At 68.0% G+C, this 16,647-nt stretch carries 16 protein-coding genes and 4 pseudogenes; 18 read left to right on the top strand and 2 right to left on the bottom strand.

The window, feature by feature from the left end:
* Nucleotides 1-9 precede the first annotated feature (9 nt).
* A complete protein-coding gene (locus ACHMWU_RS26855; RefSeq protein ID WP_396048579.1) occupies nucleotides 10-498 on the top strand; it encodes a siderophore-interacting protein in 489 nt (162 codons plus the stop codon).
* On the top strand, nucleotides 438-890 hold the full coding sequence (locus ACHMWU_RS26860) for a siderophore-interacting protein (protein ID WP_396048580.1): 453 nt from the start codon (nucleotides 438-440) through the stop codon (nucleotides 888-890). Before ACHMWU_RS26855 ends, ACHMWU_RS26860 begins: the two co-directional genes overlap by 61 nt.
* 78 nt (nucleotides 891-968) lie before the next feature.
* Here ACHMWU_RS26860 and ACHMWU_RS26865 read toward each other — a convergent pair whose 3' ends face one another.
* Nucleotides 969-1,406, bottom strand: coding sequence for an HNH endonuclease (locus ACHMWU_RS26865; protein WP_396048581.1), 438 nt, complete (start codon nucleotides 1,404-1,406; stop codon nucleotides 969-971).
* A gap of 206 nt (nucleotides 1,407-1,612) precedes the next feature.
* Between ACHMWU_RS26865 and ACHMWU_RS26870 the strand changes: the two are divergent.
* The 16 genes and pseudogenes from ACHMWU_RS26870 (at nucleotide 1,613) to ACHMWU_RS26945 (ending at nucleotide 15,968) form a co-directional block, all read left to right on the top strand.
* Nucleotides 1,613-3,177: pseudogene (locus ACHMWU_RS26870) on the top strand (circularly permuted type 2 ATP-grasp protein).
* A complete protein-coding gene (locus ACHMWU_RS26875; RefSeq protein WP_396048583.1) occupies nucleotides 3,171-3,365 on the top strand; it encodes an alpha-E domain-containing protein in 195 nt (64 codons plus the stop codon). Before ACHMWU_RS26870 ends, ACHMWU_RS26875 begins: the two are co-directional and overlap by 7 nt.
* Nucleotides 3,284-4,096: an alpha-E domain-containing protein gene (locus ACHMWU_RS26880; RefSeq protein ID WP_396048585.1), complete on the top strand. Its 813-nt coding sequence runs from the start codon at nucleotides 3,284-3,286 to the stop codon at nucleotides 4,094-4,096. The genes ACHMWU_RS26875 and ACHMWU_RS26880 overlap by 82 nt, the downstream gene beginning before the upstream one ends.
* A gap of 35 nt (nucleotides 4,097-4,131) precedes the next feature.
* On the top strand, nucleotides 4,132-4,968 hold the full coding sequence (locus ACHMWU_RS26885; protein WP_396049242.1) for a transglutaminase N-terminal domain-containing protein: 837 nt from the start codon (nucleotides 4,132-4,134) through the stop codon (nucleotides 4,966-4,968).
* A gap of 111 nt (nucleotides 4,969-5,079) precedes the next feature.
* Nucleotides 5,080-5,571, top strand: a complete 492-nt coding sequence (gene tpx, locus ACHMWU_RS26890; RefSeq protein WP_396048586.1) for a thiol peroxidase — start codon at nucleotides 5,080-5,082, stop codon at nucleotides 5,569-5,571.
* A 95-nt stretch (nucleotides 5,572-5,666) separates the two neighbouring features.
* Nucleotides 5,667-5,903: pseudogene (locus ACHMWU_RS26895) on the top strand (hypothetical protein); the annotation flags it as partial.
* A gap of 355 nt (nucleotides 5,904-6,258) precedes the next feature.
* A pseudogene (locus tag ACHMWU_RS26900) lies at nucleotides 6,259-7,329 on the top strand (aldo/keto reductase).
* Entirely contained in the window at nucleotides 7,250-8,719 is a 1,470-nt protein-coding gene (locus ACHMWU_RS26905; RefSeq protein WP_396048587.1) for a helicase-related protein, read from the top strand. The pseudogene ACHMWU_RS26900 and the gene ACHMWU_RS26905 overlap by 80 nt, the downstream one beginning before the upstream one ends.
* A complete protein-coding gene (locus tag ACHMWU_RS26910) occupies nucleotides 8,712-9,812 on the top strand; it encodes an ATP-dependent helicase C-terminal domain-containing protein (protein WP_396048588.1) in 1,101 nt (366 codons plus the stop codon). Before ACHMWU_RS26905 ends, ACHMWU_RS26910 begins: the two co-directional genes overlap by 8 nt.
* Before the next feature lie 104 nt (nucleotides 9,813-9,916).
* Nucleotides 9,917-11,134, top strand: coding sequence for an IS30 family transposase (locus tag ACHMWU_RS26915; RefSeq protein WP_396048589.1), 1,218 nt, complete (start codon nucleotides 9,917-9,919; stop codon nucleotides 11,132-11,134).
* 167 nt (nucleotides 11,135-11,301) lie between these two features.
* Nucleotides 11,302-12,423, top strand: coding sequence for a hypothetical protein (locus ACHMWU_RS26920; RefSeq protein WP_396048590.1), 1,122 nt, complete (start codon nucleotides 11,302-11,304; stop codon nucleotides 12,421-12,423).
* Between the two features lie 82 nt (nucleotides 12,424-12,505).
* Complete coding sequence (rpsF, locus tag ACHMWU_RS26925; protein ID WP_396049243.1) at nucleotides 12,506-12,796, top strand: 30S ribosomal protein S6; 291 nt, start codon at nucleotides 12,506-12,508, stop codon at nucleotides 12,794-12,796.
* Nucleotides 12,797-12,889: 93 nt separating this feature from the next.
* Nucleotides 12,890-13,454 (top strand): annotated as a pseudogene (locus ACHMWU_RS26930) (single-stranded DNA-binding protein).
* A 34-nt stretch (nucleotides 13,455-13,488) separates the two neighbouring features.
* Nucleotides 13,489-13,725, top strand: a complete 237-nt coding sequence (gene rpsR / locus ACHMWU_RS26935; RefSeq protein WP_108580638.1) for a 30S ribosomal protein S18 — start codon at nucleotides 13,489-13,491, stop codon at nucleotides 13,723-13,725.
* Nucleotides 13,726-13,736: 11 nt separating this feature from the next.
* Nucleotides 13,737-14,207, top strand: coding sequence for a 50S ribosomal protein L9 (gene rplI, locus ACHMWU_RS26940; RefSeq protein WP_396048591.1), 471 nt, complete (start codon nucleotides 13,737-13,739; stop codon nucleotides 14,205-14,207).
* Nucleotides 14,208-14,258: 51 nt separating this feature from the next.
* Nucleotides 14,259-15,968: an ABC transporter family substrate-binding protein gene (locus ACHMWU_RS26945; protein ID WP_396048592.1), complete on the top strand. Its 1,710-nt coding sequence runs from the start codon at nucleotides 14,259-14,261 to the stop codon at nucleotides 15,966-15,968.
* Here ACHMWU_RS26945 and ACHMWU_RS26950 read toward each other — a convergent pair.
* Entirely contained in the window at nucleotides 15,949-16,647 is a 699-nt protein-coding gene (locus ACHMWU_RS26950) for an alpha/beta hydrolase (protein WP_396048593.1), read from the bottom strand. The two genes, ACHMWU_RS26945 and ACHMWU_RS26950, sit on opposite strands and share 20 nt — an antisense overlap.

The following is a 16,647-nucleotide window of genomic DNA, read 5'->3' on the forward strand; positions in this document are numbered from 1 at the left end:
GGCTCGACCGTGAAGGCGTACGCCGCACAAGTGCTTGGCCGCATCAAGATCTCAGCCCACCTCGTCCGAGTGACGCTGCAGGTGGACGGTCACTACGCGTCCACCCGTATCCCCGACGAGTACATCCGCGTCCTGATCCCGCCGGTCGGTGCTGATCTGGCGCTGCCGCAGATCGACGACAAGTGGACCATCACCTATCCCGAGGGGGCGGTCGAGCCCGACTTCCGGGTGTACACGATCTCCGACCACCGCATCGTCGAGGGCGACACCCAGATCGACCTCGACATCGCACTGCACGACGAGGGCGTCGGTTCAGACTGGGCCAAGCGGTGCCAGCCTGGCGACCAGGTCGGGCTCATCGAGCCGCACGGTCTCTACGCGGCTCCCGACGACGTGGCTGGCGGCTGTTGGTCGCCGACATCACCGGTCTTCCCGCGGTGGCCCGCATCCTGCGCGAGCTGTCGCCGGGACAGCGTGCCGTGGTCCACATGGTGCTGACCGACGAGGGCGACAAGATCGTCCTGCCGAGCGCCGCCGACGTCGACATCACGTGGCAGGTCGTGGCCAAGGACACCGACATCTGCGATGCGATGTCCGAGGCTGTCACGTCCCGCGAGCTGCCGACGTCGGACCGTTACGTCTGGCTGGCCGGCGAGGCCCGGGCCAGCCGCGCGGTCCGCCGGCACCTGCGGCGCGAGCTGAAGTGGCCCCAGAGCGACTTCTACACGTGCGGCTACTGGCAGATCGAGGCCGAGAAGTGGAATGCCCGCTACGAAGAGGTCGCCGACGTGGTGATGCAGAAGTCCACCGAGGCGCAGCAGCAGATCGGTGAGGACGAAGGCGCCTACCTCGACGCGCTCGACGACATCTACGAGTCCGTCGGCCTCTAGCCGCTGACGAGGCACTTGTCGCCCCGTGACGGGGTGGTTGCTGCCCTCTGACGAGGCGGTTGCCGCCCCGAGACGATCTCAGGCCACGACGCTGAAGGTCGGCTGACGCGGTGTGATCAGCAGCAGCATGCCGGCCTCGGCTGGCGTGCGATCGGCCTTGCGGTGATTGCACCGGACGCACGCGGCGACTGCGTTCTCCCAGGTCAGCCCACCACCGCGGCTGCGGGGAATGATGTGGTCGACCGTCTCGGCGAGCCCACCGCAGTAGGCGCACATCTTGTCGCGGGCCTTGATCGCCGACTTCGTGCAGACCTTCGCACGCCGGTGCATCCACCGGGTCACGACGTAGCGGACCAGGCGCAGCACCTTCGGCACCGGGAACGGACCAAAGGTGCCGTCGGCTTCTTCCTCGATCACCGCGACCTCGCGGACCAACATCTTGATCGCGTGCCTCATCGAGACGCGTTGCAGGGGCACGTAGCTCGCGTTGAGCACGAGGACGTACGAATCCGACATCGCGGGCCGCCTTCTGTGAGGGAGAGCCTTGTGGCAGAGCGTAGTCCCTGCGGCGGCAGTTCGCCCTGAAAGTCAGGCAAATACCGCGCGAACGGTTCGTGCGCCCCATCGCTCGAAACATGCAGTTAGCAAATCTGTCCTACGGTGGGCACGTGGACACCTCAGACCTCTTCGACGGCTACGGCCCGGTTTCCGGGTTTGACGAGATGTTCGACGGGGCCGAGGTTCGCGACAGCTACAGCCGGGTGCACGAGTCGTTCGAGAAGATGGGCGCCGACGAGGTTCGCCTGCGCTCGGAGTCACTCGCCTCGTCCTACCTGGAGCAGGGCGTCACGTTCGGCGTCGAGGGCGAAGAAAGACCCTTCCCGCTCGACATCGCGCCGCGACTGATCGAGGCCGAGGACTGGGACCACGTCGAGACGGGTGTGCGTCAACGCGTCTTGGCGCTCGAGGCGTTCCTCGCCGATGCCTACGGTCCGGGCGAGCTGTTCGCCGACGGCGTCGTGCCCCGCTCGACCGTCGTCACGTCCCCGCACTACCACCGGGTCGTGGCGGGTCTCGAACCCGCGAACGGCGTCCGGGTGCACGTCGCCGGCGTCGACCTGATCCGTGACGGCAACGGCGACTTCCGGGTGCTCGAGGACAACGTCCGGGTTCCTTCAGGAGTCTCGTACGTCATGACCAACCGGCGAGCGCTGTCGGCGGCTCTGCCCGAGGTGTTCGCCGACCACCGGATCCGCCCGGTGGGCCACTACTCGCAGCACCTGCTGGCAGCACTGCGCAAGGCAGCACCGGCCGGCGTGAGCGATCCGACGGTCGTGGTGCTCACGCCCGGCGTCTACAACTCGGCCTACTTCGAGCACACCCTGCTGGCGCGCACGATGGGCGTCGAGCTCGTCGAGGGCCGCGACCTGGTGTGCCGATCGGGCCGGGTCATGATGCGCACGACCCAGGGTCTCGAACCCGTGCACGTGATCTACCGGCGCATCGACGACGAGTTCCTCGACCCGGTGCAGTTTCGCCCCGACTCTGCGCTCGGTGTGCCGGGCATCATCAATGCGGCCCGCGCCGGTCACGTGACGATCGCCAACGCGGTCGGCAACGGCGTCGCGGACGACAAGCTTGCTCTACACCTACGTTCCCGACCTGATCCGCTACTACCTGTCGGAGGAGCCGATCCTGCGCAACGTCGACACCTGGCGCATGGGTGAGGCCGATCAGCGCGAGGAGGTGCTCGACCGGCTCGACGAGCTCGTCCTCAAGCCGGTCGACGGCTCCGGCGGCAAGGGCATCGTGATCGGACCGGCCGCGTCCGTCCCGGCTCGACGAGCTGCGGGCCAAGATCCTGATCGACCCGCGCGCCTGGATCGCCCAGCCGGTCGTGTCGCTGTCGACCGTCCCCACGCTCGTGGAGGACGGCATCAGGCCCCGACACGTCGACCTGCGGCCGTTCGCGGTGCACGACGGCGACGACGTCTTCGTGCTGCCGGGTGGCCTGACACGTGTCGCCCTGCCGGAAGGTGAGCTGATCGTGAACTCCAGCCGTGGCGGAGGCTCCAAGGACACCTGGGTGCTGGCCCGACCCAGCGACCCCGAGGACGAGGGCGAGATCGCCCCGACGGCGACGTTGGTCGGCGGTATCGCGCAGTCGGCCGGACCCGCGCTCGACGGCGACACCCCTGACCTGCACGTCCAGGAGCAGGAGCAGCAGCAAGGAGCTTTTTCGACAAGCTCAAGCAGTGGGTCTACCGGGGGAGAAAGCACATGCTGAGCCGCATCGCGCAGTCGCTGTTCTGGATCGGCCGCTACCTCGAACGGGCCGACGACACCGCGCGCATCCTCGACGTCCAGATGCAGGTGCTGGTCGAGGACCCGGCATGGACGAGCGCACGTCGTGCGAGCAGCTGCTGTCCGTCATGGGCGTCGAGCACTACACGGGCCAGCCCAACCGGTGGATGATGCTCGACCTGCTGGCGCACAACCACGACTCGCCGACGTCGATCGCCGCCGCGATCGGTGCGGCCCGCGAGAGCGCCCGCCGGGCGCGCGAGACCTTGTCGACCGACATCTGGGCCGCCATCAACACGACGTGGCGGGGTCTCGGATCGGCCCGCGCGATGCGTCCGCCCGACATGTTCAACTGGGTCCGCAACCGCACGGCCATGATCTCGGGCATCGCCGACTCCACGATGTCGCGGGACGACGGCTGGCACTTCTACATCCTGGGCCGCAGCATCGAACGCGTCGACATGACGGCGCGCCTGCTCTCGACCGCCGCCCTGGCGTCGGGACCCCAGGTGGCGTGGCCGACGACGTTGCGGGCGTGCGGTGCGTACGAGAGCTTCATCCGGGCCTACCGCGGTATCGAGGCCGACCGGCAGGCCGCAGAGTTCTTGCTGCTCGACCGGTGGTTCCCGCGCTCGATCGTGTCGTCGTTGGCCGAGGCCGAACGGGCGCTGGGCCACCTGCAGTCCTCGGGTCAACGGTCAGGGTTCAGCGATGAGGCGCAACGGTTGCTGGGCCGGGCCCGCACCGAGCTGGAGTACCGTCCGCTCACCGACATCGTGTTCGACCTGCCGACCGAGATGGAGCGACTCCAGCGAAGCTGCGCGGCGGCGAGCGATGCGGTCTCGGCCCGCTACTTCGCCGAGTCGGAGTTCCACACCTGGCGCGGAGGGGTGCTGCTGTGAGCGAGCGAGCTGTGGACGACCGAACCGTGACCGAGATGCAGATGCGGATCAGGCACACCACGGGCTACCACTACGAGAAGGGCGCGATGGCGTCGTTCAACGAGGCCCGGATGACGCCGATGACGACGTCGGAGCAGTACGTCCTGCGCTCGAAGCTCGACATCACGCCGACGCCGTGGTCGTACGAGTACCGCGACTACTGGGGCACGACCGTCACGTCGTTCGAGGTGCAGGAGCCGCACGTCGACCTGACCGTCGTCGCCACGTCGATCGTCGACACGCAAGAAGGTGCCGAGAAGGCGCACGCGATCGCGTGGGACGAGCTGACCGACGACGTGCGCGACGAGTGGTGCGAGTACCTGACCCTCGGCAGCTGGGTAGCGCCGTCGCCGACGCTCGAAGGTGAGCTCGACCGCATGCGAGCGCAGTCCGTCAACCCGCGTGACTACGCATCGGCCGTCATGGGGTTCATCCACGAGCAGGTCGCGTACGTCCCCGGCAGCACCGAGGTGACGACGACAGCCGCCGATGCGTGGGAGGCCCGCACGGGCGTGTGCCAGGACTTCGCGCACCTCACGTTGGGCGCCTTGCGCGCAGCGGGAGTTCCGGCGCGGTACGTCTCGGGCTATCTGCACCCGTCGATCGATCCGGTCGTCGGTGAACCCGTGGCGGGGGAGTCGCACGCGTGGATCGAGTGGTGGGACGGCGAGTGGGTCGGCTGGGACCCGACCAATGCGATCGCCCCGGGGCCACGGCACGTCGTGGTCGCGAAGGGCCGTGACTATGCCGACAGTCCGCCGTTGCGGGGCATCTTCTCGACGTCAGGCGGATCCGAGCTGTTCGTCGAGGTCGAGATCACCCGTCTCCGCTGACCCCCGCCAACTTCCGCGAGCGGTGCGGTTTGGACGTTCCGGGACGGCGAGTCGTACCGACTTGCACCACTCGGAGCACGGTTCGCACCACTCGGCTGCTAGGAATGGGACATGACTTCAACTGCATTCGGCGGCACGCCCGTTGCTCTGTCCGGTGACCTGCCCACGGTCGGCTCGGCTGCTCCTGCCTTCACCCTCACAGCACCCGACCTCAGCGACCTCGAGCGCACCGATGGACGCCGCACCGTCCTGAACATCTTCCCCAGCGTCGACACCGGGGTGTGCGCCGCGAGCGTGCGCAAGTTCAACGAGCTGGCCGCCGGACTCGACGAGACCGACGTCATCAACGTCTCGGTCGACCTCCCGTTCGCGATGGCGCGGTTCTGCGGCGCCGAGGGCATCGAGAACGCCAAGGTCGGCTCGGCGTTCCGGTCGAGCTTCGGCCAGGACTACGGCGTGACGCTCGCCGAAGGCGCCTTCTCCGGACTGCTGGCCCGCTTGGTCGTCGTCCTCGACCGCGATGGTTCGGTGCTGCACTCGGCACTCGTCCCCGAGATCGGCCAGGAGCCTGACTACGACTCCGCCGTCGCGTCACTGAGCTGAGCCCAGCAGGGTCGGCGGCGGCAGGGTTAGTGTGGACAGATGGCACTCCTGCACGCCGCTGACATCCGCCCGTCCAAGATCGAGCTGATCCGGTCATGGGCACCGACCCAACCCTGGTTCGTCGGGACGCCGACGGGCTCGAGGCCATCGGTGCCTACCGATTCGACGACCCGGACGGCGAGGTCGGCATCGAGACGATCCTGGTCCGGGCCGAGGGCGGCCCGATCCTGCAGATCCCGTTGACCTACCGAGGCGCACCGCTGGCCGGTGCCGACGAGTGGCTCATCACCACGATGGAGCACACGGTCCTGGGCCAGCGGTGGGTGTACGACGCCTGCGGCGACCCGGTCTACGCTGCGGCGTTGGCGACCACGATCCTCGGCGGCGGCAGCGAGGCGCCGCTCGAACGCGAGGCCGACGGCGTGCGATCGCCGGTCGAGCCGAGCGTGCGCGTCACCGGCAGCGGGTCCACCGCCGACGTGGGCTCGGTCGGCCTCGTCGACGTCCGCGACGTCGATGCCGCGACGATCGTGGCGACGTCGGTCGCCGACATCGAGGTGCTGGCGCATCGTCGGAGAGTCGTGGGCGATCACCGGCGACACCCTCACCGGCACGTGGGACGGTCAGAGCGATCCGGTGCTGCTCGGCCGCTGCGCGCTGACTGGACGGTGCGGCTAGCGTGGAGGCATGACCGAAGAACGCTTCTACGCCGACCGAGTGCCCGAGACCCATCGTCCGTACGTCGCCGCCGAGGATCGCTACCAGCATCTCGACTACCGCCGGGTAGGCACGTCGGGGCTGCTGCTCCCGCCGATCTCGCTGGGCTTGTGGTGGAACTTCGGCGACAACCGGCCGTTCGACACCCAGCGTGAGGTGCTGCGCCATGCCTTCGACAGGGGCATCACCCACTTCGACCTGGCCAACAACTACGGCCCGCCGTACGGATCGGCTGAGGAGAACTTCGGCCGCATGATGCGGACTGACTTCAAGCCCTACCGTGACGGCTGATCCTCTCGAGCAAGGCTGGCTGGGACATGTGGCCCGGACCGTACGGCAAGCTCGGTTCGCGCAAGTACCTGCTGTCGAGCCTCGATGCCTCATTGGAGCGGATGAGCGTCGACTACGTCGACATCTTCTACTCGCACCGGGTCGACCCCGGAACGCCGCTGGAAGAGACGATCATGGCGCTCGACACCGCGGTCGGCCAAGGCAAGGCGCTGTATGCGGGCATCTCGTCGTACTCGCCGGAGAAGACTGCCGAGGCGATCGCGATCGCCCGCGACCTGGGCACCCCGCTGATCATCCACCAGCCGTCGTACTCGATGCTCAACCGCTGGGTCGAGCGCGGCCTGCTGACGGTGCTCGGTGAGCACGGTCTCGGCTCGATCGGCTTCTCGCCCCTGGCGCAGGGCTTGCTCACCGATCGTTACCTCGGTGACGAGCCGGTCGAGCGCCAGGGCGACCGTGGCAGCCTCGACGAAGGCGTCCTGACGAAGGAGAACGTCGAGCGGCTCAAGGGGCTGGCCGACATCGCACAGCAGCGCGGCCAGTCGCTGGCGCAGCTCGCCATCTCGTGGATCCTGCGACCGGGCGGTGTGACGTCCGCGCTGATCGGCGCATCATCGACCGAGCAGGCTCGACGAGAACCTCGCTGCGGCGGCCAACACCGACTTCACCGATGACGAGCTCGCAGCAATCGACCGTCTCGCGGGCGACACCGAGGGCGTCGACCTGTGGAAGGTCTCGGCTGATCTCTGATCCGATCCGCACGCTGCTCGACAGCCCGCCTGACCTTCCGGTCCTGGGCGGGCTGTCGGCGCTGACCACAGCGCTGCGGGAGCGTGGAATGGCCGTGATGCTGGCTCCCCCCGGCACCGGCAAGACGACGCTGGTGCCGCCGGCCGTGGCGTCGTTGGTCGCCGGGGACGGTGTGGTCGTGGTGACCCAGCCGCGACGTATCGCTGCCAGGGCGGCAGCCCGGCGTCTCGCTGATCTGCTGGGCGAGCGCGTCGGCGAGACTGTCGGCCACACGGTGCGCGGTGATCGGCGCGTCGGGCCTGGCACCCGCATCGAGTTCGTGACCACGGGCGTTCTGCTGCGACGGCTCCAACGCGATCCTAGCTGCCCGGGCTGCGGCGGTCGTCCTCGACGAGGTGCACGAGCGTCAGCCGACGCCGACCTGACGTTGGCCTTCTTGGTCGACGTGCGCGCGACAGTGCGTGACGATCTGCTGCTCGTCGCGATGTCGGCGACGGTCGAGGCCGAGCGCACCGCTGCGACACTGGGAGTTGCGGCCGCGGTCGAGGCGCCGGTCATCGACGTGCCCGGTGCGCTGCATCCGGTGACGCAGCACTGGGCGCCCCCTCCACCCGGGGTGCTGCCGACCGACGAGCGCGGGGTGCCGCCGCGGTTCCTCGACCATGTCGCTGCCACGGTGCGCCAGGCCCTCGCGGCCGATCCCGGCGATGTACTGGTGTTCGTGCCCGGCGTCGGTGAGGTCGACGGCGTGATGCGCCGGTTGTCCGGACTCGCTGGCGTCGACGTGCTGGCGCTGCACGGCCGGCTTCCTGCGCGGGAGCAGGATCTTGCCCTCTCCCGAGGACTGCGGCGTCGCGTCGTGGTGTCGACGGCGGTTGCCGAGTCGTCCTTGACCGTTCCGGGCGTGCGGATCGTGGTCGACGCGGGACTGTCCCGCGAGCCGCGCACCGACCAGGCTCGCGGCCTTCCCTCCCTCGTCACGGTGCGGGTCAGTCGTTCGGCGGCGGAGCAACGGGCCGGACGTGCGGGCCGTGAGGCGGTCGGCGCGGTGTACCGGTGCTGGGCCCGTGTCGATCATGTCCATCTCGCCGCTCATCCGGCCCCAGAGATCGCGGTCGCCGACCTGACCGGCTTCTGCCTCGAGCTGGCTGCGTGGGGTGCCGTCGACGGCACCAACCTGGCCCTCCTCGATCGACCGCCTCCGGCCGCTGTCGAGACGGCCCGGCAGACGCTCGTCGAGCTCGGCGATCGACGACACCGGTGCGATCACGGGTCGGGGTCGGGCGATGGCGCAGGTGCCGGCCGATCCGCGGCTCGCTCGGGCTCTGCTCGACGGTGCCGCGACCGTGGGCGCTCGGCGTGCAGCCGAAGTCGTGGCACTGATGGATGACGACGTCCGAGCGCCCGGCGGTGACCTGGTCGCGGCGCTGCGTGAGATGCGACGGGGCGGCCCGGCCACCCGGTCGTGGTCGGACAGCGTCGCCAGGCTGGAGTCGTTGCTGCCGTCCCGCCCGCCCCGGACGGCCCTGACCGATGACCTCGCCGTGGGTGCCGTCGTGGCCCTGGCCCATCCGGGACGCATCGCGCGGCGGCGGTCGAGCGGTACGTCCTACCTGATGGTGTCGGGCACCGGTGCGTCGTTCCGCGCCGCCGATCCGGCTCTGGCGGGTCTGCCGTGGATCGCGATCGCTGATGCCGAGCGACGCTCGGGCGCGCGTGATGCCACGATCCGCGCGGCAGCGCCCGTCGACGAGGACATCGCGCTCGATGCCGCCTCGGGCTCGTGGCACGAGGCCGACGAGGTCGTCTGGGCAGATGGCCGGATCGTGGCCCGCCGGGTCACCCGGCTCGGGGCGATCGAGCTGTCTGCCGTCACGTTGCCCGATCCGGCGCCGGCGGCGGTTGCGGCGGCGGTGGCCGAGGGCCTGTCGTGTGATGGCCTCGCGGCACTGCCGTGGAGCGAGGCGGCCAGCGCATTTCGCCGTCGGCTGGCCTTCCTGCACCACGCCCTGGGCGATCCGTGGCCTGATGTCAGCGACGAAGCCTTGCTGACCGGCATCGATGGCTGGCTCGGGTCCGACCTGTCGCGGGTGCGCGGCAGCCGTGACCTCGCTCGGCTCGATGTGCTCGGAGCGTTGCGCCGGCTGCTGCCCTGGCCGGCTGCGGGTCGGCTCGACGAGCTTGCCCCGGAACGGGTGACCACCCCGAAGGGGCAGGCGGTGCGCGTCGAGTACGGGCCCTCCGGCGACGAGCAGCCCGTGCTGGCGCTCCGTCTTCAGGACGCCTTCGGCTGGTCGGCCGCACCGCGGATCGCCGATGGCCGGGTCCCGCTGCTGCTGCACCTGTTGACCCCGGCCCGTCGGCCCGCCGCGGTCACAGCCGACCTCGAGTCCTTCTGGGCCGGGCCCTACCGCCAGGTGCGCGCCGAGCTGCGCGGCCGGTACCCCAAGCACGCGTGGCCGGAGGACCCCACGACCCCCTGACCCCACCTTCCCCCCTCTCTTTTCCGCGAGTGGTGCGGTCTGGACGAACACGCCGTGGCAGATTCATATGGTCGTGACAACGCTTGTTGAATTGGAGTGTTGTCATGGTGAAGTTGTTCGAACCTGGGACGCGTGAGCGTTTCGTTGATTCGGTGTGTGGCGGGATGTCGCTGCTGGCGGCGGCTCAGAGTGTCGGCGCGTCGGTTGGATCCGCGACGCGTTGGTGGCGCCAGTCTGGGCGGATGGAACTTGCTCTCGTTGTCGGTCGCAAAGATGGCGGCGGTCTGGTGGCCCCGATCCCACCGTCATTGCCAGGAAAGCCCTCATCGTCTTGCCGTCGATCGTTGTCGATGATGGATAGGTCGTTGATTCAGGCCGGTCGGTGTTTGCAGATGTCGTACGCGCAGATCGGGATCTTCATCGGCCGGGACAAGTCGGTGGTCTGGCGTGAGGTCAACCGGTCGTCGAGCCCGGACGGGGTCTATTACGCGTCGGTCGCTCACCGGTTGGCAGCCGAGCTGCGGCGCCGGCCCAAGGCCTTCAAGCTCGCTACGAACGGGCCGTTGTGCCGGTTCATCGAGGCCGCGATGGACGAGGGCTGGTCGCCGGGCTTGATCGCCGGGATGCTCACGAAGACGTTCGGTGACGATCACACTTGGAGGGTGTCCCACGAGACGATCTATCAGGCCCTCTACGTCCAGACCCGTGGCGAGCTGCGCGCTGACCTGCACCGCAACCTCAGCCTGAAACGCGCGAACCGGCGACCACAGACCCGTGATCGCAAGGCCAGCAGTCCCTACAAGGAGGCCTTCACGATCAGCGACCGGCCCGCTGAGGTCGACGACCGTGCTGTTCCGGGTCATTGGGAAGGTGACCTGATCGTTGGACCGGCTTCGAAGTCCGCGATCGGGACGTTGGTCGAGCGCACAACCCGGTTCACGATCTTGCTGTACCTGCCAGATCGCCATGACTCGCAGACCGTCGCGGCGGCGATGATCGACGCGATGCGTGACCTGCCCAAACATTTGCGGCAGTCGATCACCTGGGACCGCGGGTCCGAGCTCGCGGCCTATGAAGACATCCAGCTCGCGTTGGACACGAAGTTGTTCTTCTGTGACCCGCACTCGCCCTGGCAGCGCGGCACGAACGAGAACACCAACCGTCTGCTGCGGTTCTGGTTCGAGAAGGGAAGCGACCTGTCCGTCCATAGCGCTGAGGACCTCGCCCGCGTCGCAGCGATCCTGAACCGCCGTCCCCGCCCGACGCTGAACCTCAAGACCCCAGCCCAAGCGCTGAACACGCTCCTCAAAGAGGCCGCGTGAAACCAACCCGTTGCCACCACCCATTGACTTTGCCACGGCGTGTCTGGCCAAGGTGCACCACTCGGGGCGGTGTTTGCACCACTCGCGGGGCTGTGGACAGCGACCTTCCGTCCACAGGCGATCAGATCCACCTTTCGGCGGGATCCGCCAGTGCTCAGCGTGGACGGATGGATCCCATCGTTCATCGAGAGGCCGAGGCGCACGGCTTCACCTCCAGGATGCTCCGTCGGTCACCACACTTCGTCCACCCCGTCGCTGGTGTGGCCCAGCTCGCCGCGAGCGCCGACGACCTGGCCTCGACCTGCCGTGCCATCGCGGTGGTCCTGCCGGCCGACGCGGTGTTCACGCATGTGACGAGCGCACTCCTTCGTGGGTGGTGGATGCCCATGGCCGACGCCTATCCGATCGTTGCCTGCACGTCCGGCGAGACGACACATCATGACCGTCGCGGGGTCTATGTCCGACGGTGTGACATCCCGCCGGGTCATCGACACCGACTGGGTGACATCGCGGTGGCGTCGCCGGAGTGGACGATCGTCGAGCTGGCCGAGCATCTGGCTCTGCTGGATCTCGTCGCCGTGATCGACGGTGCGGTCCACCTGGGACACACCACGGTGACCGCGATCCGTTCGACGATGCGCAAAGGTCGGCGCGGCGTTCGGGTTCTTCGGCGCGCGCTCGACCTCGTGGACGAACGCAGCGAGTCGTGGTGGGAGACGATGCTGCGTCTCGTGCACGTCCTCTCGGGAGTCGCCGTCGATCCGCAGGAGCACGTGGTCAATGCGGCGGGCGTCGAGGTTGCGCGCGTCGATCTGCGCATCCGGGGGAGTACGCGCGTTGCCGAGTACGACGGGAGTGACCATCGTGACCGGGTTCGGCACCAGGACGATCTTCGCCGTGAGAAGGCGCTGAACCGGCAAGGTCTGGAGCGGTACGGATACATCGCGACCGAGATCATCCACTCTCCTCGCCAGATCGTCCGCGATGCGGAGGACGCGCTTGGCGTGGCTCATCTTCAGGGGCGGGCCGACCTCTGGGTGGCCGAGGCGAATCTGGCCAGCGTCACCGCCGCAGGACGGGCGGCCCTCATGCGACGACTCCGCCGGATGGAGCAGCCAGCATCACGCCGATCTCGTCGGGGAAACGAACCGAGGAGCGCGAGTGGTGCTAGTAGTGCGCCGAGTGGTGCGCCTTGGCCAGACACGCCGTCCCAGAACGACCAAACCGCACCACTCGCGGTAACGATGGGGGTGGGGAAGGATTTCCCTCCGGTGGGTGGTGTCCCGTAGACTTCACCGGTTGCTGTTTGGCAACGTTTTCTCCTGCTACAGGGATCCTGTAGCCGTTTAGTCCGAAGGAGACTGAATGTCTTTGCGTCCGTATGAAGTCATGATCATCCTCGACGGTGATCTCGAAGAACGTACCGTCGCCCCCAGCCTGGACACGTACCTCAACGTCGTGCGCCAGGACGGCGGCTCCGTCGACAACGTCGACGTGTGGGGCAAGCGTCGTCTTGCCTACGAAATCAACAAGAAGACCGAGGGCATCTACGCCGTCGTCCAGCTCCAGGCGGAGCCGGCCACGGTCAAGGAGCTCGATCGCCAGCTCGGACTCAACGAGTCCGTCGTGCGTACCAAGGTCACACGTCCCGACGTGAAGTAGGCCTGATCCGTTCCCGCTGTGGACAACTCCTCGAGTTGTCACCCGGCTGAGGAACACTCGAGTCAGACACCCACACACCTGAAAGGCTGAGTCATGGCAGGCGAAACAAACATCACGCTGATTGGCAACCTCACCGACGACCCGGAGCTCAAGTTCACTCCGTCGGGCGCGGCAGTTGCCAACTTCACCGTCGCTTCCACGCCTCGTACGTTTGATCGTCAGACGAACGAGTGGAAGGACGGCGACGCGCTGTTCATTCGCTGTGCCGCATGGCGTCAGCTCGCCCGAGAACGTCGCAGAGTCGTTGCAGAAGGGTCAGCAGGTCATCGTCACCGGTGCCCTCAAGGTCCGCAACTACGAGCGTCAGGACGGATCCCGCGGCACGAGCGTCGAGCTCAACGTCGACGAGATCGGTCCCTCGCTGCGCTTCGCCACGGCCAAGGTCACCCGCGCCAACCGCTCCGGCGGTGGAGGCGGAGGCTTCGGCGGCGGTGGTGGCAACTCAGGTGGCGGCGGTTTCGGCGGAGGCAACTCCGGCGGCAACGCACCCCAGCAGGGCGGCAACGACCCATGGTCGACGCAGCCCCAGCAGGGTGGAGCGCAGGGTGGATCTGGCTGGGGCGGCAACTCGGGAATGCCCGAAGAGCCACCTTTCTAACCACTCACGTCAGACATAGAAAACCAGGAGCAACATGGCTAAGCCAGTCGTCCGCAAGCCGAAGAAGAAGAGCAACCCGCTCGCTGCGGCCAAGGTCACCGAAATCAACTACAAGGACACCGCGCTGCTGCGCAAGTTCATCTCGGACCGCGGCAAGATCCGCGCCCGCCGGGTCACAGGTGTCACCGTTCAGGAGCAGCGTCTGATCGCCAAGGCGATCAAGAACGCCCGTGAGATGGCGCTGCTTCCCTACACGACCACCGGCCGTTAAGGGGTATTGAGATGAAGCTCATCCTGACGAACGAGGTCACGAACCTCGGATCCCCCGGCGACATCGTCGAGGTCAAGGACGGCTACGGCCGTAACTTCCTGCTGCCGCGCAACTTCGCCATCCGTTGGTCGAAGGGCGCTGCCAAGCAGGTCGAGTCGATCAAGGCAGCTCGTGCCGCACACGCGATCCACGACCTCGAAGAGGCCAAGAGCATCAAGGGCAACCTTGAGGCTTCGCCGATCAACGTCCCGGTTCGCGCCGGTGCGGGCGGTCGTCTCTTCGGTGCCGTCACTGTCGCCGACATCGCCGAGGCCCTGGTTGCTTCCGGCGCCAAGGTCGACAAGCGTCGCATCGAGGTCGGTAACCCGATCAAGTCGCTCGGAGCCCACACGGTCTCCGTGCGCGTGCACCCCGAAGTGAGCGCGCAGGTCAAGCCAACGTGGTCGCCGCCAAGTAGTCCACTGACGGGCCGACACCGCTGAGCCTTCACGGCCAGGGTGTCGGCCCGTTGTCGGTGGCACACTCTCATGGTCATGCGTTTCCACGTCACAGCGGCCGCGTCCTTCCTCCTGGCCGGGAGCCTGGCGCTTTCCGGCTGCTCGCTCCTGTCCGGAAGCGATGACGCCGCCCCAGATCCGACGCCCAGCTCGACCAAGCCCGTGAGCACGGCACTGCCCAGCACCGCCTGGAGCCCGGCCCCTGCTGCGGATGTCGCGCAGGGCGGCACCTTGCGGTTGGCGGCCACGATGCTGCCCACCAACTTCAATCCGCTGCAGGCAGACTCGGCCAACTCCGATGCCGCGCGGATCCTCGCACCGACCACCGGTGGTGCGGTGCGCATCACGGCGGACGGCGGGTGGACGGTCGACCCAGACTACGCCCGATCGGTCAAGGTCGTCGACGAGGACCCTCTGACGATCGAGGTCCGGCTCAACCGCGACGCTGTCTGGCAGGGCGGGACGTCCATCACGGCCGCCGACATGGTGGCTTTCTGGAAGGCGCAGAACGGCAGCGACGACGCCTACGAGGTCACCTCGACGGCAGGCTATGACGCGATCTCGGCAGTGACGCCGAGCAAGAGCAAGTTCACCTACACGGTCACCTTCAAGAAGCCCACGGCCGACTGGCCCCAGTACATCTACCCGCGTCTCGCGGCGAACGCGTCGTCATCGGCCAAGCTGTTCAACACCGGATTCCGCAAGCGTGCCATCTCGTCGAACGGACCGTACATCGTGCGGTCGATCGACACCCGCAAGGGCGTCATCACCCTGACCCGCAACCCACGGTGGTGGGGCGCGCCGCCCAAGCTGGCCAAGATCACCTGGAACATCGCCGACTCTGCGTTGCAGGCCAAGGCCTTCGCGAACGGTGAGCTCGACGCGGTCGACCTCGACGCCACGACGCCCGACGCGGTCAGCGCCGTCAAGGACGTCGGCACGGTGCAGAAGGCGGCCGGCGCGGAGTGGTCGCAGATCACGCTCAACGGCGGTCGCGGACCGTTGGCCGACGAGGATGTTCGTCGCGCGGTCGCGATGGCGATCAACCGGCAGCCGATCGCCCAGCAGGCCGCGGCCGGTCTCAAGGCACCCGCTGCACCGCTGGGCAGCCTGCTTCTCGTCCCGGGCCAGAAGGGTTACCGCGACTCCTCGGCCTCGATCGCCTACGACCCGGCCGCGGCGGAGAAGCTGCTGGCCAAGGCCGGATACACCAAGAACGCGAGCGGGCTGCTCGAGCGCAAGGGCAAGCCACTGACGCTGCGCCTGCCGGTGCCCCGTGAGACTCCGACCAATGCGGCGCGCGCCAAGCTCATCGTGGCCGACCTCGCGAAGGTCGGCATCACCGTCGAGGTCCGCGACGCACCCACGGGGGTCGACTTCTACAACCAGGTCGTCGTGCCGCTCGACTTCGACTTGGTGACCTTCGTCAGGCGGGCGTCGCCGTTCCCGCTCACGTCGGCGGCTCCGCGGTTCTTCCCTCTCGACTCGGCGCAGAACTTCACCGGTCTGGGGCCGGCACGGATCGGTCAAGGATTCGACACCGTGATCGGAACCCTCGACGACGAGCTGCGGTTGAAGCGAATCGCCAAGCTCGACGAATGGCTGTTCGACGAGGTTGCCGTCGTCCCGTTGGCGGTGACGCCTCTGGCGACGGCTGTGGGTGACCGACTGGTCAACTACGGCGCAGCCCAGTTCGAGCAGCCCGACTGGACGACGGTCGGCTACCTCACGAAGAAGGACGAGTAGCCGCGACGACCAGCTCGGCGACGGTGTCGGCCGCACGGGTAGCGTCGGCAGCCCGTGACGGCAGGTACCGCTCGGTGCGCGGCTCGAACCGGGTTCCGACGACACCGGCGTGATCGGCGTCGACCGAGTGCATCGACGTCCTCCAGTCTGACGCCCTCAGCCGCAGCTCGAGCCCGGCCACCAGGTCGGGCGTCGCGAGCGGATCGCGCTCGCCGTAGACGAGATCGATGCGGCAGCGGCCAGTACCCGGCGGGAACACAGCGGGCAGCGCGGCGGCAGTGATCGGCTCGACGACTCGTTCACCGTCGCCGGGGGCGATCATGACGACGCCTCCGAGACCGATGCCGAGGCGTTTGGCGTGCGTGGCGAGGCTGAGGGCGGCGCTGCCTCCTAGGGACCATCCGGCCACGACGAGTCGATCGGGATCGAGGTCGTGCTCGGTGGCGAGATCGCGGGCGAAGCGCACCGACGTCAGCAAGTCGGTACGTCCGCCGTCTGCGGACTCGGAGTTCCAGTCGACGCACAGGGCGAGCACGCCGTGCTGCGCGATGCGCCGACCCAGCGAGGTCATCGAGGAGCCGTGGTCGACGCCCCGTCCGTGCCACAGCAGAGTGACGGCCTGGTCGGGCTGCCCGAACGCCTGGAGGTGCCGCCCGGGCGCGTACTCGTGGATCGCCAT

It is taken from the genome of Aeromicrobium sp. UC242_57, from assembly GCF_044452305.1.
Classification (GTDB): domain Bacteria; phylum Actinomycetota; class Actinomycetes; order Propionibacteriales; family Nocardioidaceae; genus Aeromicrobium.